The organism is Herbaspirillum sp. WGmk3, from assembly GCF_023952535.1.
GTDB classification, from domain to species: domain Bacteria; phylum Pseudomonadota; class Gammaproteobacteria; order Burkholderiales; family Burkholderiaceae_D; genus Herbaspirillum; species Herbaspirillum huttiense.
Genome location: NZ_JAKYWT010000006.1, coordinates 260,134 through 286,183, shown reverse-complemented (window position 1 = coordinate 286,183; position 26,050 = coordinate 260,134). Strand labels below are relative to the sequence as shown.

Sequence of the window (26,050 nt, the reverse complement as noted above, 5' to 3'; positions counted from 1 at the left end):
ACAGGCATCATGCGAGAGATCAGGGCTGTATCGCCCGGCGAATTGCTCAAGATCGAATTTCTGAAGCCCTGCGGTATTACCCAATACCGCCTGGCCAAGGAAATCGGCGTATCGCAATTGCGCATCAGCGAGATCGTCAATGGCAAGCGTGCCGTGACAGCCGATACCGATTTGCGACTCGCACGCTTCTTCGGCCTCTCCGCCGGATACTGGCTGCGCGCGCAAGTCGCGTATGACACCGAAGTCGCGCGTGAAAAGATGCGTGATGTGCTCGCTGGTATCAAGCAGTGGCAACCCAAGGAGCCGAGCCCGGTTTGAGCAGGCAGCGGCTTCAACGAAAATGACGGCTTCCCGAGAAGCCGTCATTTTTTATTGCGTCAAAGTTCTGCGTACGCCGGGACTGCTTACTTCAAGTCCAGCACAATCCGCCCATCAATCTTGCCCTCTTCCATGCGCGCAAAGATGGCATTGATGTTGTCCAGCTTGTCCCAGGTAAAGTGCGCCGCCACCTTGCCTTCGGCCGCAAAGACCAGTGACTCTTCCAGATCCTGGCGCGTGCCGACGATGGAGCCGCGCACGGTGATGCGCTTCAACACCGTATTGAACACCGGCAGGCTGATGTCGCCCGGTGGCAGGCCCACCAGTGCCATGGTGCCGCGTGCACGCAGGAAACCGAACGCCTGTTCCATCGCCTTGGGCGACACCGCCGTCACCAGCGCACCATGGGCGCCACCGATGATGCGCTGGACTTCGGCCACCGCATTGTGGTCGCGGCCATCGACGGTCAGGTCTGCGCCCAGCTTCTTGGCCAGCGCCAGTTTGTCTTCGTGGATGTCGGCAGCGACTACGTGCATGCCCATGGCCTTGGCATATTGCACGGCCATGTGGCCCAGGCCGCCGATGCCGGAGATCACCACCCATTCACCGGGGCGCACCTCGGTTTCCTTCAAGCCCTTGTAGACGGTCACGCCTGCGCACAGCACGGGGGCTGCCGGGCCGAAGTCCAGGCCAGCGGGCAGGTGGCCGACGAAGTTGGGATCGGCCAGGCCATATTCGGCAAAGCTGCCGTTGACGGAATAGCCGGTGTTCTGTTGTTCGGCGCACAGGGTTTCCCAGCCGGTGCGGCAGGGCGAGCAGCAGCCACAGGCCGTATGCAGCCAGGGCACGCCGACGCGGTCGCCTTCCTTGACGTGCTTCACGCCAGCGCCCAGCGCAGCGACGTAGCCGGTGCCTTCGTGGCCGGGAATGAACGGGGGTGTTGGTTTGACGGGCCAGTCGCCATGGGCGGCGTGCAGGTCGGTATGGCAGACGCCGCTGGCTTCGAACTTGACCAGGATCTGGCCCGGACCAGGCGTGGGAACAGGCACTTGTTCAATCGACAGGGGCTTGCCGAATTCGCGGACGACGGCCGCTTTCATCATTTGCGTCATATGCACTCCTCGGGGGGATCAACGGGATGCCAGGGCAGGACGCGGCCTTGTGCTGCAATGGCCAACTGTTGTTCCTGCCTGCAAGCGTCAATATCCTCCGCGTGCCGCACGACGACAATCGATGATTGCGCATGGATTGATCCATGTCGCCCATCGTTGAAAAACTCGATGTTGTTGAGCTGTTTGCGACTCTGCTGACCGTTCGTGCTGAGTAGCGGCATAGCCGCGTATCGAAGCCGCTCCTGAGCGTGTCGAAGAATCATGAAAGCCTGTCAGCGCATTGATCGTGCCACCCGCGCAGCGCCTTCGATACGGCCCTGAAGGGCCTACTCAGTCCGAACGGTTTGTGGATGTTCAGCGGGGTTGCCCTGGCTGCTTGTCCTTACTTCGCGATCACCACTTCCACATCGGTTTCCGCCAGCAGGGTCGCCAGTTCCGGCGGGGGCGGGGCATCGGTGAAGAGCACGTCGATCTGCGACAGGTGCGCCATCTTCACCAGCGCCTGCCGTCCGAACTTGCTGGCATCGGCCACCAGCCAGACCTGGCGCGACTGTTCGATGATGGTCTGGGCGACCTTGACTTCACGGGCATCGAAGTCGCGCAAGACGCCATCCATCTCGATGCTGGAAATGCCGATGATGCCGATGTCCACCTTGAACTGCCGGATGAAATCGATGGTGGCCTCGCCCACGATGCCGCGATCGCGCGCGCGCACCACGCCGCCGGCAATGATGACCTCCAGCGCCGGATTGCTGGCCAGCGAATTGGCCACGTTCAGGTTGTTGGTCACCACGTGCAGGTTCTTGTGCTGCTGCAGGGCGCGCGCCACCTCTTCCGTAGTCGTGCCCAGGTTCAGGATCAGCGAACAGCCATCCGGCACCCGCGCCGCCACCGTGCGGCCGATGCGGCGCTTGGCGTCGGCATGCATGACCTGGCGTTCGGGATAGGCAATGTTTTCGGTCGAGGACAGCAGCCCGACCCCGCCGTGATAACGCGCCAGCAAACTGGCATCGACCATCGCCTTGACGTCGCGGCGCACGGTCTGGGTGGTCACGTTCAACTGGTGGGCCAGCTCTTCCACCGAAATGGTGCCGTGCTTGCGAACGCATTCCAGCAGCGTCTGTTGCCTGGGATTGAGCATGGAGGTGATCGAAATCCGTTGATTTTTGGGAAACAATTTAGATTGGATATGAACATTAAAAAACATAAACGAACATAAAACAACAAATAATTGTTGATTTACTTTCGGGATGTCGCTTATCTTACGGTGCATTGGCAACTCCCGGGAAAGTGCGGGGTTGGCCCGGCAGCTGTTGCACGCAAACACAGCGGAACCGCTGAGACGGCAATACGGTTACCGCACACAAGCAACACGGCACCAACACGGCACCAATACGGCAGTAATACAGCGAAAACACGGCAGCAATACAGTGGCAGCCCCGACAGCAGTACGGTGTCATTGGCGCGGCCAGTACAGTTTTGCTACGGCACCAATACAGTTACAACCCGGAACCCATACGGATCCAATACGGAGAAGCGGCGAATGACGCTCGAATATGATCTCTTGGTGGTAGGCGGCGGCATCAACGGCGCAGGCATTGCGCGCGATGCGGCCGGACGCGGCCTGCGCGTGCTGCTGTGCGAGCAGCATGACCTGGCCCAGCATACCTCCTCGGCCAGCACCAAGCTCATCCACGGCGGCTTGCGCTACCTCGAATATTACGAATTCAAGCTGGTGCGCAAGGCCCTGCAGGAACGCGAAGTCCTGCTGCGTTCGGCACCGCACATCATCTGGCCGCTGCGCTTTGTCATGCCGCACGACGCCAACCAGCGTCCGGCCTGGATGATCCGCGCCGGCCTGTTCATGTACGACTACCTCGCCAAGCGCGAGATCCTGCCCGCCTCCGAAGGCGCGAACCTTGCCCGCCACCCGGGCGGGCAGCCGTTGAAGGGCGACTATCGCAAGGGCTTCGTCTATTCCGACGGCTGGGTCGACGATGCGCGCCTGGTGGTCTTGAACGCCATGGATGCCCAGGAACGCGGTGCCCGCATCCTCACCCGCACCAAGTGCATCAGCGCCCGCCGCGAAGGCGATACCTGGCATGCGGTGCTGGAACACCAGCACGCCAGCGGCGTGCAACAGGAAGAAGTGCGTGCCCGCGCCATCGTCAACGCCGCCGGTCCCTGGGCCGCGCGCTTTGCGCAGTCGGTGCCGCAGGCCAAGACCGGGCGCAGCCTGCGCCTGATCAAGGGCAGCCACATTGTGGTCAAGCGCCTGTTCGACCACCCCTACGCCTACATCTTCCAGAACCCGGACAAGCGCATCATCTTCGCCATTCCCTATCAGGAAGAGTTCACCCTCATCGGCACCACCGATCTCGAATACCACGGCGATGCCGGCAAGGTCGAGATCGATGCGGAAGAAATCGATTATCTCTGCGAGATGGCCAATCGCTACTTCAAGCGCCAGATCGGCAAGGAAGACGTGGTCTGGACCTACTCGGGCGTGCGTCCCCTGCTGGACGACAGCGCCGAGAATGCCTCGGCCATCACGCGCGACTACCTGCTCGAATGCGACGATGCCGGTGCGCCCATGTTGAACGTCTGGGGCGGCAAGATCACCACCTATCGCAAGCTGGCCGAAGAAGCGCTGTCCATGCTGGCCCCGCACCTGGGTGCATCGAGCCAGCCGTGGACGGCCGGTGCGCCGCTGCCCGGCGGCGACCTGGAACAGCCCGGCAAGATGGTGGCGCGCTACGACTTCGATGCTTACCTGCGCAAGCTGCAGGCGCGGACTCCGTGGCTGCCGGCCGGGCTGGCCCATCGCTATGCGCGCAGCTATGGTTCACGCGTGGACCAGATCATCGGCCAGGCCGACAGCCTGGCGGCGCTGGGCGAAGAACTGACACCGGGCCTCTACGAGGCCGAAGCGCGCTACCTGGTGCAACACGAGTGGGCGCGCGGTGCGGATGACATCCTGTGGCGGCGAAGCAAGCTGGGCCTGCACTGCGGGCCGCAGCACAGAGGACGGCTGGAGGCGTGGCTGGCGAATTTGCCGGACGCCACGCCCCACTGAGCCAGGTCACCGCATACCAGATCAATCAAAAATGTAGCGAGGAGACAGCGTGACCCTGGAACTGAAACAAGTGGCCAAGACGGTCGGTGCCGAAACGCACCTGTACCCGCTTGACCTCCATCTCGCCAAAGGCGGCATCAACGTCCTGCTGGGCCCGACCCAGGCCGGCAAGACGTCCCTGATGCGCATCATCGCCGGGCTCGACAAGCCCACCGCAGGGCGCGTGCTGGTCGATGGCCAGGACGTCACCGGCGTGGGGGTGCGCGAGCGCAACCTGGCGATGGTGTACCAGCAATTCATCAACTATCCCGGCCTGACGGTGTTCGAGAACATCGCCGCGCCGCTGCGCCTGCAGAAGCAGCCCGAGCAGGAGATCAGCAAGCGCGTCAAGGAAATCGCCGACAAGCTGCACATCACCCACCTGCTGCAACGCCTGCCGCTGGAACTCTCCGGTGGCCAGCAGCAGCGTTGCGCGCTGGCGCGTGCGCTCATCAAGCGCGCCCCGCTGGTGCTGCTCGATGAACCGCTGGTCAACCTCGACTACAAGCTGCGCGAGGAATTGCGCAGCGAACTGATTTCGCTCTTCGCCACCGGCGGCACCACCGTGGTCTACGCCACCACCGAGCCGCAGGAAGCGCTGCTGCTGGGCGGCCACACCGCCGTGATGCACGAGGGCCGTCTGCTGCAATTCGCGCCGACGCTGGAGCTGTTCAACAGCCCGGCCTCCACCCGCGTGGCAGCGATCTTCAATGATCCGCCGATGAACCTGCTGGACGCCACGGCCATCTCCACCGGCCAGGGCGTGGCTGCCATCCGCATGAACGATGGCAGCGTGCTGGAGATCGCCGGACGCAGCTTGTCCCTGTCGGAAGGCCAGCCCTGCAAGCTGGGCATCCGCTGCAATGACGTGCGCCTGGAGGCGCTGACTGCACCGGGCGTGAGCCTGGGCTGCAGCGTGACCCTGGCCGAACTCTCCGGTTCCGAAACCTACCTGCACCTGCGCCATGGCGATGTGCCCCTGGTGGCACAGCTGTCGGGCGTGCATGAAGTGGCCATCGGCAGCACGGTGCAAGTGAGCATCGCCGCCGCCAAGGCCTTCCTGTTCGATACACAGGGACGCCTGCTGAGCGCCCCGCTGGAGACCCGCTGACATGGCCCGCATCGAATTCAAGAACCTGGGCCACGCCTACAGTGGCAACCCGGCCAGCCTCAAGGACTATGCCCTGCAACCCATGAACATGGTGTGGGAAGACGGCGGCGCCTATGCGCTGCTGGGCCCCTCGGGCTGCGGCAAGTCCACGCTGTTGAACATCATTTCCGGCCTGCTGCAGCCTTCCGAAGGGCAGGTGCTCTTCGATGGCCGCGACATGACCCGCATGGCCACCCGCGATCGCAACATCGCGCAGGTGTTCCAGTTCCCGGTCCTGTACGACACCATGAGCGTGTTCGACAACCTGGCCTTCCCGCTGCGCAACCGCAAGATCGCCGAGCGCGAAGTGCAGGCGCGCGTGCGCGAGATCGCCGAGATGCTCGACCTGACCCGCGACCTCAAGCAGCGCGCCGCCGGTCTCTCGGCCGATGCCAAGCAAAAGATTTCGCTGGGCCGTGGCCTGGTGCGCAAGGACGTGGCGGCCATCCTCTTCGATGAACCGCTGACGGTGATCGATCCGCACATGAAGTGGGAGCTGCGCCAGAAACTCAAGGAAATCCATCACCAGTTGAAGCTGACCCTCATCTACGTCACCCACGACCAGGTCGAGGCGCTGACCTTCGCCGATGAAGTGGTGGTCATGACCGAGGGCAAGGTGGTGCAGCAGGGCAAGCCGGAGGCGCTGTTCCTGCGCCCCGATCACACCTTCGTCGGTTACTTCATCGGCAGCCCCGGCATGAACTTCTGCCCGGTGCGCGTGGAGGGCGATGCGGTCCTGCTGGGCCAACAGCGCCTGCAGGTCGAGGCCGCGCAATTGCAGGCCCTGAAGAACAGCAGCGGTGAGCTGAAGCTGGGCATCCGTCCCGAATTCGTCGAGCTGGCCGCACCCGGTACGGCCGGTGCCGTCAGTGCCGAGGTCACTCAGGTCCAGCATCTGGGCACCAGCCAGCTGGTGACCGCGCAGTTCGAGGGCATGAGCGTGAAGGCGCGCGTGGCGCCCGAACTGAAGATCGCCACCGGCGCACAGTGGCTGCGACTGGCCAAGCCGGAGACGATCTACTTCAGCAACGACGAGAGAATTGGACGCTAAGCCATGAACAAGCCCTACAACAACAAGGCCTGGTTCTTCATCCTCCCGGTCTTCCTGACAGTGGCCTTCTCGGCCATCATTCCGCTGATGACGGTGGTCAACTATTCGGTGCAGGACATCATCAGCCCCGAACAGAAAGTCTTCGTGGGCCTGGACTGGTTCCGCGACGTCATGCGCGACAGCGAGCTGCATGCGGCCCTGCTGCGCCAGCTGATCTTCTCCTTCTGCGTGCTGCTGGTACAGCTGCCGCTGGGCATCGGCCTGGCGCTGGCCATGCCGCACAAGGGCTGGAAATCCTCCGCCACGCTGGTGATTCTGGCCATGCCGCTGCTCATTCCATGGAACGTGGTCGGCACCATCTGGCAGATCTTCGGCCGTGGCGACATCGGGCTGGGTGGCCACCTGCTGAACGTGCTGGGCATCGATTACAACTACGCATCCAATCCGGTGGACGCCTGGCTGACCGTGCTGCTCATGGACGTGTGGCACTGGACGCCGCTGGTGGCGCTGCTGGCCTTCGCCGGTCTGCGTTCGATTCCGGACGCGTATTACCAGGCGGCGCAGATCGACGGTGCCAGCCGCTGGGCGGTATTCCGTTTCATCCAGCTGCCCAAGATGCGCGGCGTGCTGGTGATCGCGGTGCTGCTGCGTTTCATGGACAGCTTCATGATCTACACCGAGCCCTTCGTGCTCACCGGCGGCGGTCCCGGCAACTCGACCACCTTCCTGAGCCAGTACCTCACGCAGAAAGCCGTGGGCCAGTTCGACCTTGGTCCGGCTGCCGCCTTCTCGCTGATCTACTTCCTCATCATCCTGCTGTTGTCCTTCGTGCTCTACAACTGGATGCAGAGCGCCGGCAACAACGCCAATGCTTCGGGTGGCCAACATGAATAAGACCCAGGACAAGACCTTCACCCGCACCCTGGTGATGCTGGTCTACATCGCCTTCACGCTGGTGCCGCTGTACTGGCTGCTGAACACGTCGCTGAAGACCAACGAGGAGACGCTGTCGGTCTTCACGCTCTGGCCCAATGCGCCGACGCTGAACAACTACAAGACGATCTTCACCGATCCGTCCTGGTATTCGGGCTACATCAACTCCATCATCTACGTGGCCATGAACACGGTCATGTCGCTGCTGGTGGCCTTGCCGGCCGCGTATGCCTTCTCGCGTTATCGCTTCCTGGGCGACAAGCACATGTTCTTCTGGCTGCTGACCAACCGCATGACACCGCCGGCGGTGTTCCTGCTGCCGTTCTTCCAGCTCTATTCGACCATTGGCCTGTCGGACACGCACATCGCGGTGGCGCTGGCGCACATGCTCTTCAACGTGCCGCTGGCGGTGTGGATCCTGGAAGGCTTCATGTCGGGTGTGCCGCGCGAGATCGATGAGACGGCCTATATCGATGGCTTCTCCTTCCCGCGTTTCTTCCTGCGCATCTTCCTGCCGCTGATCAAGTCAGGCGTGGGCGTGACGGCCTTCTTCTGCTTCATGTTCAGCTGGGTGGAACTGCTGCTGGCCCGCACGCTCACCTCGGTCAACGCCAAGCCCATCAGCGCCATCATGACGCGTACCGCATCGGCGGCGGGCATGGATTGGGGCATCCTGGCCGCGGCCGGCGTGCTGACGATTGTTCCGGGAGCCCTGGTGATCTGGTTCGTGCGCAACCACATCGCCAAGGGCTTCGCAATGGGGAGAGTGTGATCATGGGAAATGCTTTGTCGTGGATGTCGTGGACGCCACCGGTTGCGATCTTTTTCGTCTGCGTGGTGCTGATGCTGATCGGCATGACGGTGTGGGAGATCCGCTCGCCGACCATCGAGCGCAAGGGCTTTTTGCCCATGCGCACCACGCGCGGTGACCGCCTGTTCATCGGGCTGCTCACGGCCGCTTACATCAACCTGGCCTGGGTCGGACTGACCGATATGGACCAGTGGTATGCAGCGGCGCTGGGTTTCGTGGCGCTGGTGCTGATCATGCGCAAGGGCTAAGACGAATTTTCAGGCAGCAGGCAACAGATCTGTAATCACAATGGACGTCCGGGGATTCTCCTTCCCTACCCGGCACGCCAACTCAGGGGAAGGTGACGAGGAGACATGATGCAGAACATGCGGAAAATCAAACTGACCGTGCTGGCCGCCGCCATGGCCATGGCCGGTATCGCGGGCAATGCCTGGGCCGACATCAAGGCCGCCGAGAAGTGGGTGGATTCGGAATTCCAGCCCAGCACGCTGTCGCGTCCACAGCAGGTCACCGAGATGCAATGGTTCATCGACGCCGCCGCCAAGCTCAAGGCCAAGGGCGTCAAGGAAATCCACGTGGTCTCCGAGACCCTGGATACGCACGCCTATGAATCCAAGACCCTGGCCAAGGCCTTCGAGGAAATCACCGGCATCAAGGTCATCCACGACGTGATCCAGGAAGGCGACGTGGTCGAGAAGATGCAGACCTCGCTGCAATCGGGCAAGTCCATCTATGACGGCTGGGTCAACGACTCCGACCTGATCGGTACTCACTACCGCAACGGCCAGACCGTGGTGCTGAGCGACTACATGGCCGGCCCCGGCAAGGAATACACCAACCCCGGCCTGGACCTGAAGGACTTCATCGGTACCAGCTTCACCACCGCGCCGGACGGCAAGCTCTACCAGCTGCCCGACCAGCAGTTCGCCAACCTGTACTGGTTCCGCGCCGACTGGTTCGCGCGCAAGGACCTGCAGGACAAGTTCAAGGCCAAGTACGGCTATGAACTGGGCGTGCCGCAGAACTGGTCGGCTTACGAAGACATCGCCGCCTTCTTCACCAATGACGTCAAGGAACTGGACGGCAAGAAGGTCTTCGGCCACATGGATTACGGCAAGAAGGATCCGTCGCTGGGCTGGCGCTTCACCGATGCCTGGCTGTCCATGGCCGGTGCCGCCGACAAGGGCCTGCCCAACGGCTTGCCGGTCGATGAGTGGGGTATCCGCGTGGCCGATGACAAGTGCACCCCGGTCGGTGCCTCGACCTCGCGCGGCGGTGCCACCAACTCGCCTGCAGCGGTCTACGCCCTGACCAAGTATCTGGACTGGATGAAGAAGTACGCTCCGCCCGAAGCGCTGGGCATGACCTTCTCCGAAGCCGGCCCGGTGCCTGCCCAAGGCCACATCGCGCAGCAGATCTTCTGGTACAGCGCCTTCACCGCCAGCATGACCAAGCAGGGCCTGCCGGTGGTCAACGCCGACGGTTCGCCCAAGTGGCGCATGGCCCCCGGCCCGCACGGTCCGTACTGGAAGGACGGCATGCAGAACGGCTACCAGGACGTCGGTTCGTGGACCTTCCTGAAGAGCACCCCGCCCGACCAGATGGCCGCAGCCTGGCTGTATGCGCAGTTCACGACCTCCAAGACCGTCTCGCTGAAGAAGTCCATCGTCGGCGTGACCTTCATCCGTGACTCCGACATCCGCTCCGACTACTTCACCAAGAACGCTGCCAAGTACGGTGGCCTGATCGAGTTCTACCGCAGCCCGGCCCGGGTGGCGTGGACCCCGACCGGTACCAACGTGCCTGACTATCCGAAGATGGCGCAGATCTGGTGGAAGAACATCTCCTCGGCCATCTCCGGCGAGAAGACCCCGCAAGGTGCCATGGACAATCTGGCCGATGAAATGGACGGTATCATGGCCCGCCTGCAGCGCGCCGGCATGAAGCAGTGCGCGCCCAAGCTGAATCCGAAGAAGGATCCGGCCACCTGGCTGTCCGACAAGGGCGCACCGTGGGCCAAGCTGGCCAACGAAAAGCCGAAGGGCGAGACCATCCCCTACGACAAGCTGCTGCAAGCCTGGAAGGATGGCCGCGTCCGCTGATGCAGCCTGATCGCCATCACGCGTGAGATGACGCCATCCCGGCCGGTGTCGGGGTGGCGTCTTCACGTTGATCGGGTGCGTGTTGACTTGGTTTCGGGTTGAACCTTAGTCTCTCCCGAGAATGGCCGCATCTGGATTGCGGTTGCGGCCCGCAGGAATGTGTTATTCCATTTTCAAACTTTAGTATTTCAGTCGTCTGCAAGGAATCATCATGGCCTATCTGCTCGCCCTCGACCAGGGTACCTCCAGCTCGCGCAGCATCATCTTCGACCAGAGTGGCGCCATCGTCGCCACGGCCCAGCAGGAATTCCCGCAGATCTTCCCGCAGCCGGGCTGGGTCGAGCACGACCCCATGGACCTGTGGCAGAGCCAGTTGCAGACGGCACAGAAGGTGCTGGCGCAAAGCGGCATCAAGGCCGAAGAACTGACCGCCCTGGGCATCACCAACCAGCGTGAGACCACCGTGGTGTGGGAGCGCGCCACCGGCAAGCCGGTCTACAACGCCGTGGTCTGGCAGGACCGCCGCGCTGAAGTGGTCTGCGCGGCGCTGCGTGACCGTGGCCTGGGCGAGGCCATCCAGAAGAAGACCGGGCTGGTGCTCGATCCTTATTTTTCCGGCACCAAGCTGCGCTGGATCCTCGACAATGTCGACGGCCTGCGTGCGCGTGCCGAACGGGGCGAACTGCTGTTCGGCACCGTCGATTCGTGGCTGGTCTGGAACCTGACCGGGGGCCGCCAGCACGTGAGCGATGTGTCCAATGCCTCGCGCACCATGCTGTGGAATATCCACACCGGGGCCTGGGATGAAGAGCTGTTGCAATGGCTCGATATTCCCGCCGCGATGCTGCCGCAGGTGCATGCCTCGGCCCACCTCTATGGCGAGATCGATGCGCGGCACCTGGGCGCGGCGGTCAAGATCGGCGGCATCGCCGGCGACCAGCAGTCGGCGCTGTTCGGCCAGGCCTGCGTGCGTCCCGGCATGGCCAAGAATACTTACGGTACCGGCTGCTTCATGCTGCTGCATACCGGCGACCAGTGCGCCACTTCGCACAACGGCCTCATCAGTACCGCTGCCTGCCAGGTCGATGAACGCAAACAATATGCGCTCGAAGGCAGTGTCTTCATCGGCGGTGCCGTGGTGCAGTGGCTGCGCGATGGCCTCAAGGCCATCAAGACTTCCACCGACGTCGAGGGCCTGGCCTGCACGGTGGAAGATTCGGGGGGCGTGGTGTTCGTGCCGTCCTTCACCGGACTGGGGGCGCCTTACTGGAACCCGGGTGCCAAGGGCGCCATCGTCGGCTTGAGCCGGGGCAGCACGGTGGCCCACATCGCCCGTGCGGCGCTGGAATCGATTGCCTTCCAGAGTACTGCCCTGCTCAATGCGATGGTCAAGGATGCGGTCTCGCCCATCACCGAATTGCGCGTGGATGGCGGGGCGGCGGCCAACAACCTGCTGCTGCAGTTCCAGGCCGATCTGCTGGGCATTCCGGTGATCCGTCCCCAGGTCACCGAAACCACCGCGCTGGGTGCGGCCTATCTGGCCGGAGTGGCCACCGGTGTCTATCGTGATTTGTCGGAGCTGTCCGCGCAGTGGCGCATGGAGCGTACCTTCGAGCCGCGCTTCACGCGCGAGCAGGCGCAGGAGCGTATCCACGCGTGGGAAGCGGCGATTCGGCAGGTCAGTGCAGGTTGAGGCGCTCTCGGAACGGGGGCGTTGGTTCCGCCGGTTTCAATTGAAACAGGGCGCACGCCTTTTGACACAGGACGATAACAACACTGCGCCATGATCCTCTCAAGCCCGGCGCATCCCGCTGCCGGGCATGAGACAAGGAGCGGATCATGGAACACCTGCTGCTGGACGCGATGCAACTGGCCGATGGCTTCATCGAGGCTGCCACCACCTTCCTGATGGCATGTGACATCAGCGTGCCCGCGGCCTCGCACGAGGCACACGGGCGTCACTTCATGACGGTGCTGGGGATGGCCTGATCAGGCCGGACCGGTCAGCGGGCTCAGGCTCAGACTCAGGAGGGCGTGCCCGTACTGAGCATGCGCATGGTATCGAGATGGCTCAGGCGCGCCCATTCCTCGCCGCCACGGGCGACGATGGTATCGGCTTCGGGCGTGGCCATGAGGTCGAGGATCTCGGTGTCGCTCATTTCCATGTCGTCGTTGTAGCGGAACACCTTCAGTACCGGCCGCGTCAGGTCCTGCGCATTCTGGCGGATCACGAAGCCGGAGCGGCCGGATTCCAGCTTGACGATGGAACCCACCGGATAGATGCCGAGGGTCTTGACGAAGGCCAGGAACATGGCGCGGTCGAAGTGGCCGGTCCAGGACGCCATGCTGGAAATCGCTTCGGCCGGGTCCCAGGCTCGCTTGTAGGGACGGTCCGAGGTGAGCGCGTCATACACGTCGCAGATCGCCGCCATGCGCGCATACAGGCTGATCTGGCCACTGCGCAGCAGTTCCGGATAGCCGTGGCCATCCATCTTCTCGTGATGGTGCAGGCAGACATCGCGCGCGTAATCGGGCACGTTGGGGTCCTGGCTCAGGTATTTGTAGCCCAGCTCGGGGTGCTTCTTGATCTGGGTGAATTCTTCGTCGGTCAGCTTGCCCGGCTTGTTGAGCAGGTCATGCGGCAGGAAGGCCTTGCCCACATCGTGCAGGAAGCCGCCCAGGCCGGCTTCGCGGCAGGCCGTCTCATCCAGGCCCAGGGTGCGGCCCAAGGCCACCATCAGGGCGCAAACCGCCACCGAGTGCAGGTAGGTATATTCATCGGCCAGCTTCAGGCGCAGCACGCTGAGTGTGCCATTCGGGCTTTGCAGGACTGCACCGGCAATTTCTTCCACCACCGTGACGCAGCGCTCCATGTCCAGCGCCTTGCCCAGCCGGGCTTCGCTGAACATGGCCTTGGTCGCCTTCTTGGCGTTCTCGCGCAGGGCTTCGGCGTCCAGCAGGGTGGTGTCGATGTCGGGGCCGGGCGGCAGTTCGGGGCTCGGCTCGGCGGGCGCTGCGGCTTCATCCTGCCCGGTCTCGGCAGCCGCTTCGGCCACATCCAGGCCGCGCTCCGGATCGATCCAGCAGTGCTCGATGCCGCTGGCATGCGCCTGCTTGAGGTCAGCTTCGTTCTTGAGCAGGAACTTGTTCTTCCAGAACGGATGGTCCAGCCAGGCCGCTTCGAAGCCGCAGAAATACATCCCGAGGACCAGATCCTCCGTTTTAATTTTTTTCAACATTTCTCGAACATCTTTCCGGCGCACCGGGGAACGGGTTGGCGTGGCATCCCTGGGCCGCAGGCGGTGGAGCGCCGAGGGCAGTGCGGTCAGGATTGCCGGTCGTTAATGATCTCATATGCATGACCATATGTGAAAGATTCTGCTTGTTGCAATTTCGCCAATTTCGCCCCGGACGGGCCGCTCAGACCACCGCCGGCTTGATCAGCGGCTGCTCGGCCAGGGTGCTGCGGATCAGGCCCAGGGCGTGCTGCAGGTCGCTGCGGCTGGCGATGCCGCCGATGCACACCCGTACCGCCTGCAGCGGGGCCGCCGTCACCGAGAAGGCGTCCACGCCCACCACGGCCACGCCGTTGCTGCGCATCTGCGCCGAAAAGCTGCTGGCCTGCCAGCCGCCGGGCAGCTTGAGCCACAGATGGAAGGCCTCCGCTTCCGAGGCATAGCTGTGCTCGGGCAGGATGCGGGCCACGATTTTCTGCCGCGCCATCGATTCCTTGCGGATGTTGGCCAGCGCCAGGTCGGCCACGCCGTCGCGGATCCAGTGCGTGGCCAGGGTCGAGGTGAGCGGCGAGGCCATCACCGTGGTGGCGCGCAGGGCTGCGGTCAGGCGCGCGGCGGCGGCAGCGTCGGGGGCCACCATGTAGGCAATGCGCAGACCCGCGCCTACGCTTTTGGCCAGGCCGGTCACATAGTAGGTCAGCTCGCTGCCGATGCTGGCGATGGCCGGTGGCGCTGCGCGGGGCAGGAACCCATAGGCGTCATCCTCGATGATGGCCACTTCATAGTGGCGTGCAATGTCCACCAGCGCCTGGCGGCGTGACAGCGAGGTGGTGCAGGTGGTCGGATTGAGCAGGGTGGGATTGCAGTACAGCGCCTTGGGCGCATATTGCGCGCAGGCACCGGCGAAGGCCACGGCATCGATGCCCTCGTTGTCCATCGGCAAGCCGACCAGCTTGATGTTGAGATGGCCGGCCAGCGCCCGCAGGCCGGGATAGGTCACGTCCTCGCAACAGAGCACGCCGCCCGGTCCGACCAGCATGGTCAGGATGGCCAGCAGCGCACATTGTGCGCCCGGCGTCACCAGCACCCGTTCCGGTTCCACCACCAGCGCGCGCCGGCGCAGCCAGAGCGCGCCGGCCTCACGATCCTCAGTCGAGCCGCCGAAATCCTGATAGCGCAGCAGATCACGCAGGCGCCCGTTGACCTTGTTCCAGCCCGCCTGCATCAACTCCATCAGCTCCGGCGACTCCGGCTCGGGCGGCATGTTCATCGACATGTCGACGTTGGGCCGGCCTTCGGTCACGCGCGGAATGCGCGGCCGCCGCTTGCCGCAGACGAAGGTGCCGCGTCCCACTACCGAATCCACCAGGCCGCGCCGATGCGCTTCCGTATAGGCGCGGGCCACGGTGGTGAAGTCCAGGTCCAGCAACTCGGCCAGCTTGCGCTGCGGCGGCAGACGCTGTTCGGGTTGCAGGTGGCCGGTGGCGACATCCTCGGCAATCGCATTGGCGATGGCCAGATAGAGCGGGCCGCCGCCCTTCTTCAACTTGGGAACCCATACGCTGCTGTGCTTGGACATGGTGCTTTCCTTGATTGCCGGCGTTCAATATTGACTGCATCGAAACATCTCATTGAATGCAAGTTGCATTCCATCCAATCGCCGCCGCGGTTGTCGCCAATTGCACCGTCGTGCATCACGTCGCGCACCCTTGCGCACCAACTCAACACATCTCGCCGCGCCAGAGTGCAAGCGGGTTTGCGCGGTGTTGGCGAATTGTATGGAGCGATTGAATGGATTGCTTCGCCAGGGTCAAAAAACACCTCGCCGATCATGATTCGCCAAGCCGCACCGATGCTGGCCTGCGCCTTCGCGTGGAGAGATTGACGGGATTTTTATGCAGTCAATTCCTGCATTGACGGGGTGCCGGTGGCACGCCTGATGCATTCAATGCCAGCGTCGCGGCGAGGTCGCCGGACCACTTCCCCAAGTGCCGACCCACAGCAATCGAGAGGAGTATCACCATGCCCGCAGTCACCAAAGCAGCCCACGCCCCCGGCGATTTCCTGGTGGATTATGAAGAGAAGGTATTCGAAGACGTCAAAGCCCAGCCGGGCGAAAAAGCGCTGGTGACCTTCCACACCGTGGCATTCGAAGGCTCGATCGGTTTCGTCAATCTGTTGCAGGCCACGCGCCTGAAGCGCAAGGGTTTCGAGACCTCGATCCTGCTCTATGGCCCCGGCGTGACCCTGGGCGTGCAGCGCGGTTTCCCGACCCTGGGGGATGAGGCTTTTCCCGGTCACCAGAACTTCAACAAGCAGATCGTCAAGTTCATGGAAGAGGGTGGCAAGGTCTACGCCTGCCGCTTCGCGCTGCAGGCTTTGTACGGCCATGGCGAGCCCTCGCTGATCCCGGGCATCCGTCCCATCAATCCGCTGGACGTGCTGGACCTGGTGCTGCTGCATCGTCGCGACAACGCCTTCATTCTCGACACCTGGACCCTGTAAGCGGAAGGGCGGCCCATGAGCATGCACAAGAGAACGGTACGGGCGGCGGCGGTGCAGATCGCGCCCGACCTCGACAGCGAACACGGCACCGTGGCCAAGGTGTGCCAGGCCATCGCCGATGCTGCGGCCCAAGGTGCGCAACTGGTGGTCTTCCCGGAGACCTTCGTTCCCTACTATCCGTATTTCTCGTTCGTGCGGCCGCCCTTCGCTTCGGGGCCGGAACACCTGCTGCTCTACGAGCGCGCCGTGACGGTGCCCGGTCCCGTGACCCAGGCCGTATCCGCCGCCGTTCGCCAACACGGGACGGTGGTGGTACTGGGCGTCAATGAACGCGACCACGGCACGCTCTACAACGCGCAGCTGGTCTTCGATGCCGATGGCACGCTGGTGCTGAAGCGCCGCAAGATCACGCCGACCTATCACGAACGCATGATCTGGGGCCAGGGCGATGCCAGCGGCCTGAAGGTGGTGCCGACCGCCGTCGGCCGTCTCGGTGCACTGGCCTGCTGGGAACACTACAACCCGCTGGCGCGCTACAGCCTGATGGCGCAGCACGAGGAAATCCACTGCGCGCAATTCCCCGGCTCCATGGTGGGGCAGATCTTTGCCGACCAGATGGAGGTGACCATCCGCCATCACGCCCTCGAATCGGGCTGCTTCGTCATCAATGCCACCGGCTGGCTCAGCGATGAACAGATCGCCGCCATCGAGCCCGATCCCCAGGCGCAGAAGGCGCTGCGCGGTGGCTGCTGTACCGCCATCGTGTCGCCCGAAGGCAAGCTGCTGGCCGAGCCCCTGCGCAGCGGCGAAGGCATCCTGGTGGCCGACCTCGACATGGAGCTGGTCACCAAGCGCAAGCGCATGATGGATTCGGTGGGCCACTATGCGCGCCCGGAACTGCTGCACCTGGTGATCGATGATCGCCGCACGTCTCCCATGTCCTCGCTGTTCCCGGCCGAACAGCCTGCTCCCGTCACTCATCCTTCCGCGAGGTTCCCTCATGCAGACAGCCGTCATCCAGTTGCATCCCCAGCGCCCGAGCCGCAAGGCGGCCGTGGAGCTGATCTCGGAACTGCAGTCCCTGGGACTGCGTCTTGACGATCCCGCTGCCGGCGCGCAGAGCCGCCGGGGCGGGGCAGGGCCGTCGGATCACAAGGCGGTGACCGTCGATGGCCACACCGTGATGATCCCGGTGCATACCGCCGGGGCCTGGTCCTCGCCCTACGTGGCCACGCAGCCGGGTGCCGATGGCGCTGCCCGCATCCTGCGCGATGGCGTCGAGGTGGGCGTGGTGTCCTTCCCGCATCAGCCGCGCTTCTACAAGATGCAGACCTTCGATGGCATCCCCTACGGCAAGATCGCCACGCTGCATGGCGCCGATGTGCTGGCCACCACCATCCTGCAGAGCTGCATCCGTTACGAGAGCCGCCGCAAGTCCTGCCAGTTCTGCGCCATCGGCCAGTCGCTGGCGGCCGGCCGCACCATCCTGCGCAAGACCCCCGAGCAATTGGGCGAGGTGGCGCGCGCGGCGGTGCTGCTCGATGGCGTCAAGCATATGGTCATGACCACCGGCACGCCCAATGCCACCGATCGCGGCGCGCAGCTGCTGTGCGAAAGCGCCTTCGGCGTGAAGTCGGCGGTGAACCTGCCGATCCAGGGCCAGTGCGAGCCGCCGGACGACAATGCCTGGTTCCGCCGCATGGCCGATGCCGGCATCGATACCCTGGGCATGCATCTGGAAGCGGTCACGCCGGAAGTGCGCAAACGCATCATGCCCGGCAAGGCCACCGTACCTGTCGAGCGCTACATGGAAGCCTTCGCCGCTGCCGTCGAGGTCTTCGGGCGCGGGCAGGTCAGCACCTACATCCTGGCCGGCCTGGGCGACAGCGACGAGGCCATCCTGAAAATGAGCGAGCAGCTCATCGCGCTGGGCGTGTATCCCTTCGTGGTGCCGTTTGTACCGATCTCGGGCACGCCGCTGGAAGACCATCCCTCGCCGGATGCCGTCGCCATGCGCCGCCTGCTGGCACCGCTGGCGGCCATGCTGGAGCACGCCGGCATGCGATCGGGCGATGCCAAGGCCGGGTGCGGCAAGTGCGGTGCCTGCTCTTCGCTGTCTTCGTTCGAAAGGAAGTGAGATGAGCGACGTCGCCGAACACGCATCGCTGGCCCCCGAGATCCTGGCCCGGGGCGTGCGCATCAAGCTGGCGCTGGAGACAGTGGAGCGCGAAGCAGCGCGCCGCCTGCGCCGTGCCGTATTTTGCGCCGAACAGAACGTATTTCAGGAGGACGATGGCGACGCTACCGATGCCATCGCCATGCCCATCGTGGCCGTTCTGGAGCGCGATGAGGGTTGGCGGGAAATCATAGGAACGGTGCGAATCCATGAATCTTCGCCAGGCGTGTGGCATGGCTCGCGGCTGGCCGTGGCACGGCATGCGCGCCGCGTCGGGTCAGTCGGCAGCGGTCTTATCCGGCTGGCCGTCTGCACCGCGCATGCGCACGGCTGCCACACCTTCCTGGCCCAGGTGCAGAGCCAGAATGCGCCGCTGTTCCACCGCCTGCACTGGCATACGCTGGCAGAGATTGAAGTCCATGGTCTGCCGCATCACCTGATGCAGGCCGACCTGTCGTTCTATCCACCGATCAGCGATGGCGATGTCGGTTTCGTCGTGGGCCGCGAGGAGCGCACGCCATGAATGCGCGCGACAGTTCGCCCACGCTGGCGCAGATCATCGAGACCCTGCGTGCCTCGCGCGGCATCGCGCACAAGCGCGATATCGATGCCGTGATGCAGGCGCTGCCGCCGGCCCCGGCCATGCAGCACCAGGGCCATACGCTGGCCGTAGGCGACGACTGCGCGGCCATTCCGGATGGCGACGGCTATCTGCTGTTTGCCATCGAAGGTTTCCTCAACGAGTTCGTCGAACAGCAGCCCTGGTTTGCCGGCTACTGCGGCGTGATGGTCAACGTCAGCGACATCTACGCCATGGGCGGACGTCCGCTGGCGGTGGTCGATGCCCTGTGGAGCCGTGGTGGCGAGGCCGCGCGGCCCATCCTCGACGGACTGGCCGAGGGCGCGCGCGTCTATGGAGTGCCGCTGGTGGGCGGCCACAGCAATCGCCGCAACGACCGCGAGCAGCTCTCCGTCTCCATCATCGGCCGGGCCACGCGCCTGCTGACCAGTTTTGATGCGCGCAGCGGTGAACACCTGGTGGCCGCCATCGATCTGCGCGGGCGCTTCCAGGAACCGTATGCCTACTGGAATGCCAGTACTGGCGCTCCTGCCGAACGTCTGCGCGGCGACCTCGAAGTGTTGCCCGCACTGGCCGAAGCGGGGCTGGCGCGTGCCGCCAAGGACATCAGCATGGCCGGCGTGGTCGGCACCGCCTTGATGCTGCTGGAGTGCTCCGCCAAGGGCGCGGTGATCGATCTGGAGGCCATACCGTGTCCGCCTGGTGTCGATTTCCAGCGCTGGCTGAGCGCCTTTCCCAGTTATGGATTCCTGTTGAGCGTGGCCGATGATGACCTGCCGGAGGTGCTGGCCCGCTTTGCTGCGCGCGGGATTGCGGCAGCATCCATCGGCCGCATCGATGACAGCCGCCAGCTCGATCTGTGCTGGCACGGACAGCGTTTGCCCTTCTGGAACCTGGCTGAGGAAGCGCTGATCGGTTGCGGTCCGCGCCGGGAGGCATGAATGGAGACGTCACGCACACCGCTGCGCATCGCCATGCTGACCCACTCCGTCAATCCGCGCGGCGGCGTGGTGCATGCCCTGCAACTGGCCGAGGGTCTGCAGGCGCTTGGCCATGAGGTCAGCCTGTTTGCGCCGGATGCGCGCGGCAAGGGCTTGTTCCGTCCGGCAGCCTGCACCTTCCATCCGGTGCCGGGGCCGGTGCAGTGCGAGGGTGTCGTCGGCATGGTGCGCCAGCGTATCGAGGACTACCTGCGCTGCTTTGAGCAGACCGACATGCACGCCTTCGATCTTTGTCACGCCCAGGATTCCATCAGCGCCAATGCACTGGCCACGCTGGTGGAGCGGGGCGTGATCCGGGGCTACGTGCGCACCGTCCATCACCTCGACCAGTTCGATGATCCGCAGTTGCATGCCTGGCAGGAACGCGGCTATCGCATGGCCGACCGGCTGCTGTGCGTCAGCCGCACCTGGCAGGACATCCTGCAGCGCGAGCATGGCGTGCGCGCCGAGCTGGTGTCCAACGGCGTCGACATGCTGCGCCATTCGCCCCGGCCGGATCCGCGTGACCAGGCCGTGCGGCGCTCGCAGGGCCTGACCGGCAAGCCGCTGTTGCTGGCGGTGGGCGGCGTGGAGCCACGCAAGAATACGCTGGGCATCCTGCAGGCATTCGTGCGCCTGCGCCGCGTTTATCCGCAGGCGCAACTGGTCATCGCCGGGGGCGCGAGCGTGCTGGATCATGCCGGTTATCAGCGAGCTTTCCAGGCCGAGCTGGCGGCCGCCGCCTTGCCGGCCGACGCCGTGCGCATCCTCGGGCAAGTAGACGATGCCGACATGCCGTCGCTGTTCCGTTGCGCCGATGTGCTGGTCTTTCCGTCGCTGAAGGAAGGCTTCGGGCTGGTGGTGCTGGAGGCCATGGCCAGTGGCGTACCGGTGGTGGTGTCGCGCATCGCGCCCTTCACGGAATACCTCGATGGCGATTGCTGTGCCTGGGTCGATCCGCACGATCCGGCCTCGATGGCCGCCGGCATCGCGCATGCGCTGGCGCCGGCGGCGCGGCCTGGCCTGATCGCGGCAGGCCTGGAAGTCTGTGCGCGTTTCTCGTGGCAGCGCTCGGCACGCCGGCATGTGGAGCTGTATGCAGATTTCATCCGCTGCCAGCCCGTGGCAGCGTCATTCCAAGAGGAACACCATGCCTGAAATGCACTTTCGTGTCCGCTGGCCGGACGACACCGTCACCGACTGCTATTCCCCCTCGCTGGTGGTCAAGGAACATCTGGAGGAGGGACGCAGCTACGCGCTGGCCGACTTTGTTCAGCGCAGCGCCACGGCCTTGAACATCGGCAGCGAGCGGGTCCGGGCGAAATACGGCTTCGCCTGTTCCTCGGCGCTGGACCAGCTGCGCCGCATCGAGGAGATGGCGGCCCGTTTCGAGGCCAATGCCGATCCGGTGGTCAGGGTCGAGTCCTTCATGCCCTGATCGCTCCATCACGCCTTATCCAACACGACATCACTGCACGAGGTACACCATGTCCAACCAAGTCTCAGGCGCGGCGCGCCACCATAGCGTCATCATCATCGGCGGCGGCCAGGCCGGCCTGTCGATCAGCTGGTACCTGAAGCAAGCCGGCATCGATCACGTGGTACTGGAAAAACACCAGGTCGGCCACGCCTGGCGGCATGAACGCTGGGATACCTTTTGCCTGGTCACGCCCAACTGGCAATGCAACCTGCCCGGCTATCCGTATCGCGGCGACGATCCCTATGGCTTCATGAAGAAGGACGAGATCGTGGCCTACCTCGATGGTTTCGTGGCCAGCTTCCAGCCGCCGGTGCGCGAAGGCGTGACGGTCGGGAAGCTGTGGCGCGTGGGGGAGCGCTGGCATCTCAGCGCCAGCGATGGCGCCTACACGGCGGACCAGGTGGTGGTGGCCGTCGGCGGTTACCACATCCCGGTGGTGCCGCGCGCGGCCGAGCGCCTGCCTGCCGATATCGTGCAGATCCATTCCAGCCAGTATCTCAATCCGCAGTCGCTGCCCGAGGGCGAAGTGCTGGTGGTCGGCACCGGCCAGTCCGGCTGCCAGATCGCCGAGGACCTGCACCTGGCCGGCCGGCGCGTGCATCTGGGCGTGGGTGAAGCTCCGCGCGTGGCGCGCACCTATCGCGGCAAGGATGTGGTGGAGTGGCTGGACAAGATGAAGTATTACGACCTGCCGGTCGACCAGCATCCGCTGGGCACCGGGGTGCGCGAGAAGACCAATCACTACGTCACGGGCCGGGATGGCGGGCGCGACATCGACCTGCGCAAGTTCGCCCTGGAAGGCATGCAGCTCTACGGCAAGTTCGACACGCTGGAGGGCGAGGTGGTGCGTTTCGGTGGCGGCCTCAAGGGCTATCTCGACGAGGCCGATGCAGTCTCCGAAAGCATCAAGGACAGCATCGACAAGTTCATCGCCGCGCAGCAGATCGAGGCCCCGACGGAGGCCCGCTATGTGCCCGTCTGGCAGCCGCCCGCTGAGGAAGTGCGCACGCTCGACCTGCGCGCACGGGGTGTCTCGGCCGTGGTGTGGTGCATCGGATTCCGTACCGACTTCAGCTGGATCGCCGAACCCATCTTCGACGGGCGCGGCTACCCCGGCCATGAGCGCGGCGTGACGGCTGCACCGGGTCTGTATTTCCTCGGCCTGCCCTGGCAATACACCTGGGGCTCGGGCCGCTTCTCGGGCATCGACCGCGATGCCCGCTACCTGTTCGATCACATCAGTGCGCTGCGGGCGCAGGCTGGTCAGCCGGACCTGTCGCAGGCGGCCTGAGAGCCCCCGGAACACTGGCCAAGCGCGCCGTCACGAAAAAAAGCCCGTCCGGGGGAGGGACGGGCTGAAAGATCCGCTGGATGTCGTCGCAGCGGACAAGGGGAAAGAGGAGATCCCGATGTGCGTACTCTAGGCCCCGAAAATTAAGCCAGACTTAAATCGCAAGAAAAGTGCAGCGCCCGCCGTGCGGCAAGCAGGGTGGGCGTTTCCGCATGGCAACGTGGCATGCGCGCATCACTTCATCTGCATGTGCCGGGAACTTCACGATTTTGTGAAACGCCCGCATCGCCCGCTGTTACGCTTGCAATCAATCGGATCGCGTGACTACAACGGGGGAAGGATCCGACATGGCGTCATCCGCATCAGAACGGGGCGAGCCACGGCAGCGGCCGGGCTCATGACTGCGGACGGCACCATTCCCTGCACTCCGGCCAGACCGGGGTCATAACGACATTCCATCCGCCTTCAGGTCCGACCGCAGCCTTGCTGTGGCCGGGGCCGGCGTTTGCCGATCATCCACAGTTTTTCCAGATCCACACATCATGACATCTTCCTCCCTGCGTACCCGACTCATCGCCCTCTGTGCCGGCATCGTCGTGCTGGCCATGCTGGCCATCGTGCTGACCAACTTCCTCACGGCGCGATCGCGCACCATGAGCGCGCTGGATGGCCAGATGGCCCAGCTGGCGCAAAGCCAGGCGTCTGCCATTGCCGAATGGTCCGACGCCCGCAAACTGGTGGTGTCTTCCATCAAGCAGGCGGCCGATGCCGCCGAGCCCTTGCCCTTCGTGAAGGCGGCCGAGACCGCCGGTGGCTTCGACCTGGCCTACATCGGCTATGCCGACAAGCACGCGGTGTTCTCGCAGCAGCGCAACCGGGCCCCCGACTACGATCCGACCAAGCGTCCCTGGTACCAACTGGCCGCCTCCAGCAAAGGACCGGTGCTGACCGCGCCCTACACCAGCGCCAGTACCGGCAAGCTGCTGGTGACCTTTGCCGAAGCCATCAGCAAGGATGGCCAGGTCACTGCCGTGGCCGCAGCCGACGTGCTGCTCGACAGCGTGGTGGCCGACGTGGTGGCCATCAAGCCGACTCCCAACAGCTACGCCTTCCTGGTCGACCTGGGCGGCAAGATCATCGCCCACCCCAATGACAAGCTGCGCCTGAAGCCGCTGTCGGACCTGGATGCCGCCATCACCCCGCAATCGCTGGCCGCCGCCATGGCCGCCAACAGCCATCAGGAACTGGCCCTGGATGGCCGCCAGCAGATGCTGTTCGCTGCCCGTGTGGCCGGCACCGACTGGCTGCTGGTGGTGGCGGTGGACCGCGCCGATGCGCTGGCTTCGCTGACCGCCATGCTGGCCAGCTCGGGCGTCATGGCCGTGCTGGTGACCATCCTCGCGGCGCTGGTGCTGGGTGCCCTGATCTCGCGCGTGTTGCGCCGCCTGTCGGTGGTGCAGCGTGCGCTGGAAGAAATCGCCGATGGCGATGGCGACCTGACCCGCCGCCTCGATACCCACGGCAGTACCGATGAGCTGGGCCGCATCAGTGCCGCCTTCAATCGCTTCGTCGACAAGGTCGAGCACGTCATGCTCGACATCCGCGAAGCCAGCCACACCATCCATGCCGCCACGCGCGACATCGCCAGCGGCAACATGGACCTGTCGCAGCGTACCGAATCGCAGGCCAGCTCGCTGGAGCAGACCGCCGCCGCCATGGAGCAGTTGACCTCCAGCGTGCGCCAGAACGCCGACAATGCCCAGGAAGCCAATACGCTCTCGCAGTCCGCCTCCGAGATCGCCGGCCGTGGCGGTGCCATGGTGGAGCAGGTGGTGCAGACCATGAGCGCCATCAATGCCTCCTCGCAGAAAATCGTGGACATCATCAGCGTGATCGACGGTATCGCCTTCCAGACCAATATCCTGGCCCTGAATGCAGCGGTGGAAGCGGCCCGCGCCGGCGAGCAGGGACGCGGCTTTGCAGTGGTGGCATCGGAAGTGCGCTCGCTGGCCCAGCGTTCGGCCACGGCCGCCAAGGAGATCAAGGTCCTGATCGGCGATTCGGTGGAGCAGGTACGCGCCGGCGAGCAGACCGTCAGCGAAGCGGGCAGCACCATCCGCAGCGTGGTGGAAAGCGTGCGCAAGGTCAGCGACGTGGTGGCCGAGATCACCTCCGCCAGCCGCGAGCAGAGCCAGGGGATCCAGCAGACCAACGACGCCGTGGCCCACATGGATCAGGCCACGCAGCAGAACGCGGCACTGGTGGAAGAGGCCGCCGCCGGGGCGCAGCAACTGCAGGAGCAGGCAGCGCGCCTGGCGGAAGTGGTGGCCCTGTTCCGCTTGCGGGATGCAGCACGGCAATGAATTTCACACCAGTAAGAAATTGTGGTTGAAATAACAACTAGTTGTAAAAAAAGCTAAACTTTTTGTTGTCGTTTGATTAAAATCGAACCTGTAAAGATATCAATTCGACAACAAAGAGGAACCCCATGAAAGCCCTGATTGCAGCCATCCTTCTGGTAGCCAGTTCAATCGCGGTCGCAGCCCCGGGTGCGAGCGCCGGCACTGCCAGCATCAATGACGTGACCCTGGCCGGGCAGAAGGCCAACAACTTCGTCTGGTCGACCGGCAATGCGCAGTCCGGCCCCAATGGCGACAGCTCGCTGTTCAGCAGTTCCTTCGGTGGCGGCACCTGGAACCTGCTGGGCAAGGTGGATTCGACCGGCGCGCTGTCGGGTTCCACCAATCCGGTGCTGGGTTCCAACCTGACGCTGAGCTTCAGCCTGGCCAGCGGCAGCAAGACCGGCACCTGGACCATCACCTCCAGCAAGAGCCTGCAGATGGACCTGGTGCTGGGCATCCACGCCGGCAATGCCACCGGTTCCTTCCTCTTTGACAATCTGGTGCTGACTGCCGGCCAGACCCAGAGCGGCACCTTTGCCATCAACTGGAAAAACAACGGCGGCCAGATACCGGCCTTCTCCAACGTGACCCTGTTCACCTCCAACGCTGCGCTGCGCAACGTGGCGGCGGTCCCGGAACCCTCGACCTATGCCATGCTGCTGGCCGGTCTGGCCGTGGTGGGCTGGATGGCCATGCGTCGCCGCAGCAAGTTTGCCGCCGCAGCGCCGCTGGCTGCGGCCTGATCAGGTTAGTGGCTGCGCCAGCAGGCGCGACATAGGAAGAAAAACGCGCTGGCTTGCGGGCCAGC

Annotated in this window: 24 protein-coding genes; 20 read left to right on the top strand and 4 right to left on the bottom strand. The window is 64.2% G+C overall.

The window, feature by feature from the left end; genetic code table 11:
- Positions 1-9 precede the first annotated feature (9 nt).
- Entirely contained in the window at positions 10-318 is a 309-nt protein-coding gene (locus MKD49_RS22505; RefSeq protein WP_252697423.1) for a HigA family addiction module antitoxin, read from the top strand.
- Positions 319-404: 86 nt separating this feature from the next.
- Here the strand turns inward: MKD49_RS22505 and adhP are convergent, their stop codons facing one another.
- Complete coding sequence (gene adhP / locus MKD49_RS22500) at positions 405-1,430, bottom strand: alcohol dehydrogenase AdhP (RefSeq protein WP_121044585.1); 1,026 nt, start codon at positions 1,428-1,430, stop codon at positions 405-407.
- Positions 1,431-1,812: 382 nt separating this feature from the next.
- Positions 1,813-2,571 carry a DeoR/GlpR family DNA-binding transcription regulator gene (locus tag MKD49_RS22495; protein ID WP_252697422.1) on the bottom strand — a complete coding sequence of 253 codons (759 nt, stop codon included), beginning with the start codon at positions 2,569-2,571 and terminating at the stop codon, positions 1,813-1,815.
- Positions 2,572-2,973: 402 nt separating this feature from the next.
- Here MKD49_RS22495 and glpD point away from each other — a divergent pair, with 402 nt between their 5' ends.
- The 9 genes from glpD (at position 2,974) to MKD49_RS22450 (ending at position 12,581) form a co-directional block, all read left to right on the top strand.
- Positions 2,974-4,506, top strand: coding sequence for a glycerol-3-phosphate dehydrogenase (glpD, locus tag MKD49_RS22490; protein WP_252697421.1), 1,533 nt, complete (start codon positions 2,974-2,976; stop codon positions 4,504-4,506).
- A gap of 49 nt (positions 4,507-4,555) precedes the next feature.
- The gene (locus tag MKD49_RS22485; protein ID WP_252697420.1) at positions 4,556-5,656 is read left to right on the top strand and encodes an ATP-binding cassette domain-containing protein; all 1,101 of its coding nucleotides are present in this window, start codon (positions 4,556-4,558) and stop codon (positions 5,654-5,656) included.
- A gap of 1 nt (position 5,657) precedes the next feature.
- Entirely contained in the window at positions 5,658-6,746 is a 1,089-nt protein-coding gene (locus MKD49_RS22480) for an ABC transporter ATP-binding protein (RefSeq protein WP_252697419.1), read from the top strand.
- 3 nt (positions 6,747-6,749) lie between these two features.
- Positions 6,750-7,640, top strand: coding sequence for a carbohydrate ABC transporter permease (locus MKD49_RS22475; RefSeq protein WP_252697418.1), 891 nt, complete (start codon positions 6,750-6,752; stop codon positions 7,638-7,640).
- A complete protein-coding gene (locus MKD49_RS22470; RefSeq protein ID WP_088754752.1) occupies positions 7,633-8,451 on the top strand; it encodes a carbohydrate ABC transporter permease in 819 nt (272 codons plus the stop codon). The genes MKD49_RS22475 and MKD49_RS22470 overlap by 8 nt, the downstream gene beginning before the upstream one ends.
- Positions 8,452-8,453: 2 nt before the next feature.
- Positions 8,454-8,738, top strand: a complete 285-nt coding sequence (locus MKD49_RS22465; RefSeq protein WP_252697417.1) for a DUF2160 domain-containing protein — start codon at positions 8,454-8,456, stop codon at positions 8,736-8,738.
- A 105-nt stretch (positions 8,739-8,843) separates the two neighbouring features.
- Positions 8,844-10,592, top strand: a complete 1,749-nt coding sequence (locus tag MKD49_RS22460; RefSeq protein WP_034331199.1) for an ABC transporter substrate-binding protein — start codon at positions 8,844-8,846, stop codon at positions 10,590-10,592.
- Positions 10,593-10,803: 211 nt separating this feature from the next.
- On the top strand, positions 10,804-12,285 hold the full coding sequence (gene glpK, locus MKD49_RS22455) for a glycerol kinase GlpK (protein ID WP_252697416.1): 1,482 nt from the start codon (positions 10,804-10,806) through the stop codon (positions 12,283-12,285).
- A 146-nt stretch (positions 12,286-12,431) separates the two neighbouring features.
- Entirely contained in the window at positions 12,432-12,581 is a 150-nt protein-coding gene (locus MKD49_RS22450) for a hypothetical protein (RefSeq protein WP_166675037.1), read from the top strand.
- Positions 12,582-12,616: 35 nt separating this feature from the next.
- On the opposite strand, the gene MKD49_RS22445 is transcribed toward MKD49_RS22450, so the two are convergent.
- Together MKD49_RS22445 and MKD49_RS22440 are read right to left on the bottom strand one after the other, a co-directional pair.
- Positions 12,617-13,831, bottom strand: a complete 1,215-nt coding sequence (locus MKD49_RS22445; RefSeq protein ID WP_252697415.1) for an HD-GYP domain-containing protein — start codon at positions 13,829-13,831, stop codon at positions 12,617-12,619.
- A 181-nt stretch (positions 13,832-14,012) separates the two neighbouring features.
- On the bottom strand, positions 14,013-15,407 hold the full coding sequence (locus tag MKD49_RS22440) for a PLP-dependent aminotransferase family protein (RefSeq protein ID WP_034338469.1): 1,395 nt from the start codon (positions 15,405-15,407) through the stop codon (positions 14,013-14,015).
- Positions 15,408-15,850: 443 nt separating this feature from the next.
- Here MKD49_RS22440 and MKD49_RS22435 point away from each other — a divergent pair, with 443 nt between their 5' ends.
- The 10 genes from MKD49_RS22435 (at position 15,851) to MKD49_RS22390 (ending at position 25,985) form a co-directional block, all read left to right on the top strand.
- Entirely contained in the window at positions 15,851-16,333 is a 483-nt protein-coding gene (locus tag MKD49_RS22435; protein WP_006463016.1) for an MSMEG_0572/Sll0783 family nitrogen starvation response protein, read from the top strand.
- Positions 16,334-16,348: 15 nt separating this feature from the next.
- A complete protein-coding gene (locus MKD49_RS22430; RefSeq protein ID WP_252697414.1) occupies positions 16,349-17,431 on the top strand; it encodes a Nit6803 family nitrilase in 1,083 nt (360 codons plus the stop codon).
- A complete protein-coding gene (locus tag MKD49_RS22425; RefSeq protein ID WP_121044812.1) occupies positions 17,388-18,470 on the top strand; it encodes an MSMEG_0568 family radical SAM protein in 1,083 nt (360 codons plus the stop codon). The genes MKD49_RS22430 and MKD49_RS22425 overlap by 44 nt, the downstream gene beginning before the upstream one ends.
- A 1-nt stretch (position 18,471) precedes the next feature.
- The gene (locus MKD49_RS22420) at positions 18,472-19,032 is read left to right on the top strand and encodes an MSMEG_0567/Sll0786 family nitrogen starvation N-acetyltransferase (RefSeq protein ID WP_252697413.1); all 561 of its coding nucleotides are present in this window, start codon (positions 18,472-18,474) and stop codon (positions 19,030-19,032) included.
- The gene (locus tag MKD49_RS22415) at positions 19,029-20,030 is read left to right on the top strand and encodes a sll0787 family AIR synthase-like protein (protein WP_252697412.1); all 1,002 of its coding nucleotides are present in this window, start codon (positions 19,029-19,031) and stop codon (positions 20,028-20,030) included. The genes MKD49_RS22420 and MKD49_RS22415 overlap by 4 nt, the downstream gene beginning before the upstream one ends.
- Positions 20,031-21,227: an MSMEG_0565 family glycosyltransferase gene (locus tag MKD49_RS22410; RefSeq protein ID WP_252697411.1), complete on the top strand. Its 1,197-nt coding sequence runs from the start codon at positions 20,031-20,033 to the stop codon at positions 21,225-21,227.
- Positions 21,220-21,507, top strand: coding sequence for an MSMEG_0570 family nitrogen starvation response protein (locus tag MKD49_RS22405; protein WP_252697410.1), 288 nt, complete (start codon positions 21,220-21,222; stop codon positions 21,505-21,507). The genes MKD49_RS22410 and MKD49_RS22405 overlap by 8 nt, the downstream gene beginning before the upstream one ends.
- A 49-nt stretch (positions 21,508-21,556) precedes the next feature.
- Entirely contained in the window at positions 21,557-22,840 is a 1,284-nt protein-coding gene (locus MKD49_RS22400; protein WP_252697409.1) for an MSMEG_0569 family flavin-dependent oxidoreductase, read from the top strand.
- Between the two features lie 542 nt (positions 22,841-23,382).
- Positions 23,383-25,203 (top strand): methyl-accepting chemotaxis protein, encoded by a 1,821-nt coding sequence (locus MKD49_RS22395; RefSeq protein WP_034338452.1) that lies wholly within the window; start codon positions 23,383-23,385, stop codon positions 25,201-25,203.
- Between the two features lie 125 nt (positions 25,204-25,328).
- Positions 25,329-25,985, top strand: a complete 657-nt coding sequence (locus MKD49_RS22390) for a PEP-CTERM sorting domain-containing protein (protein ID WP_209579742.1) — start codon at positions 25,329-25,331, stop codon at positions 25,983-25,985.
- Positions 25,986-26,050 lie beyond the last annotated feature (65 nt).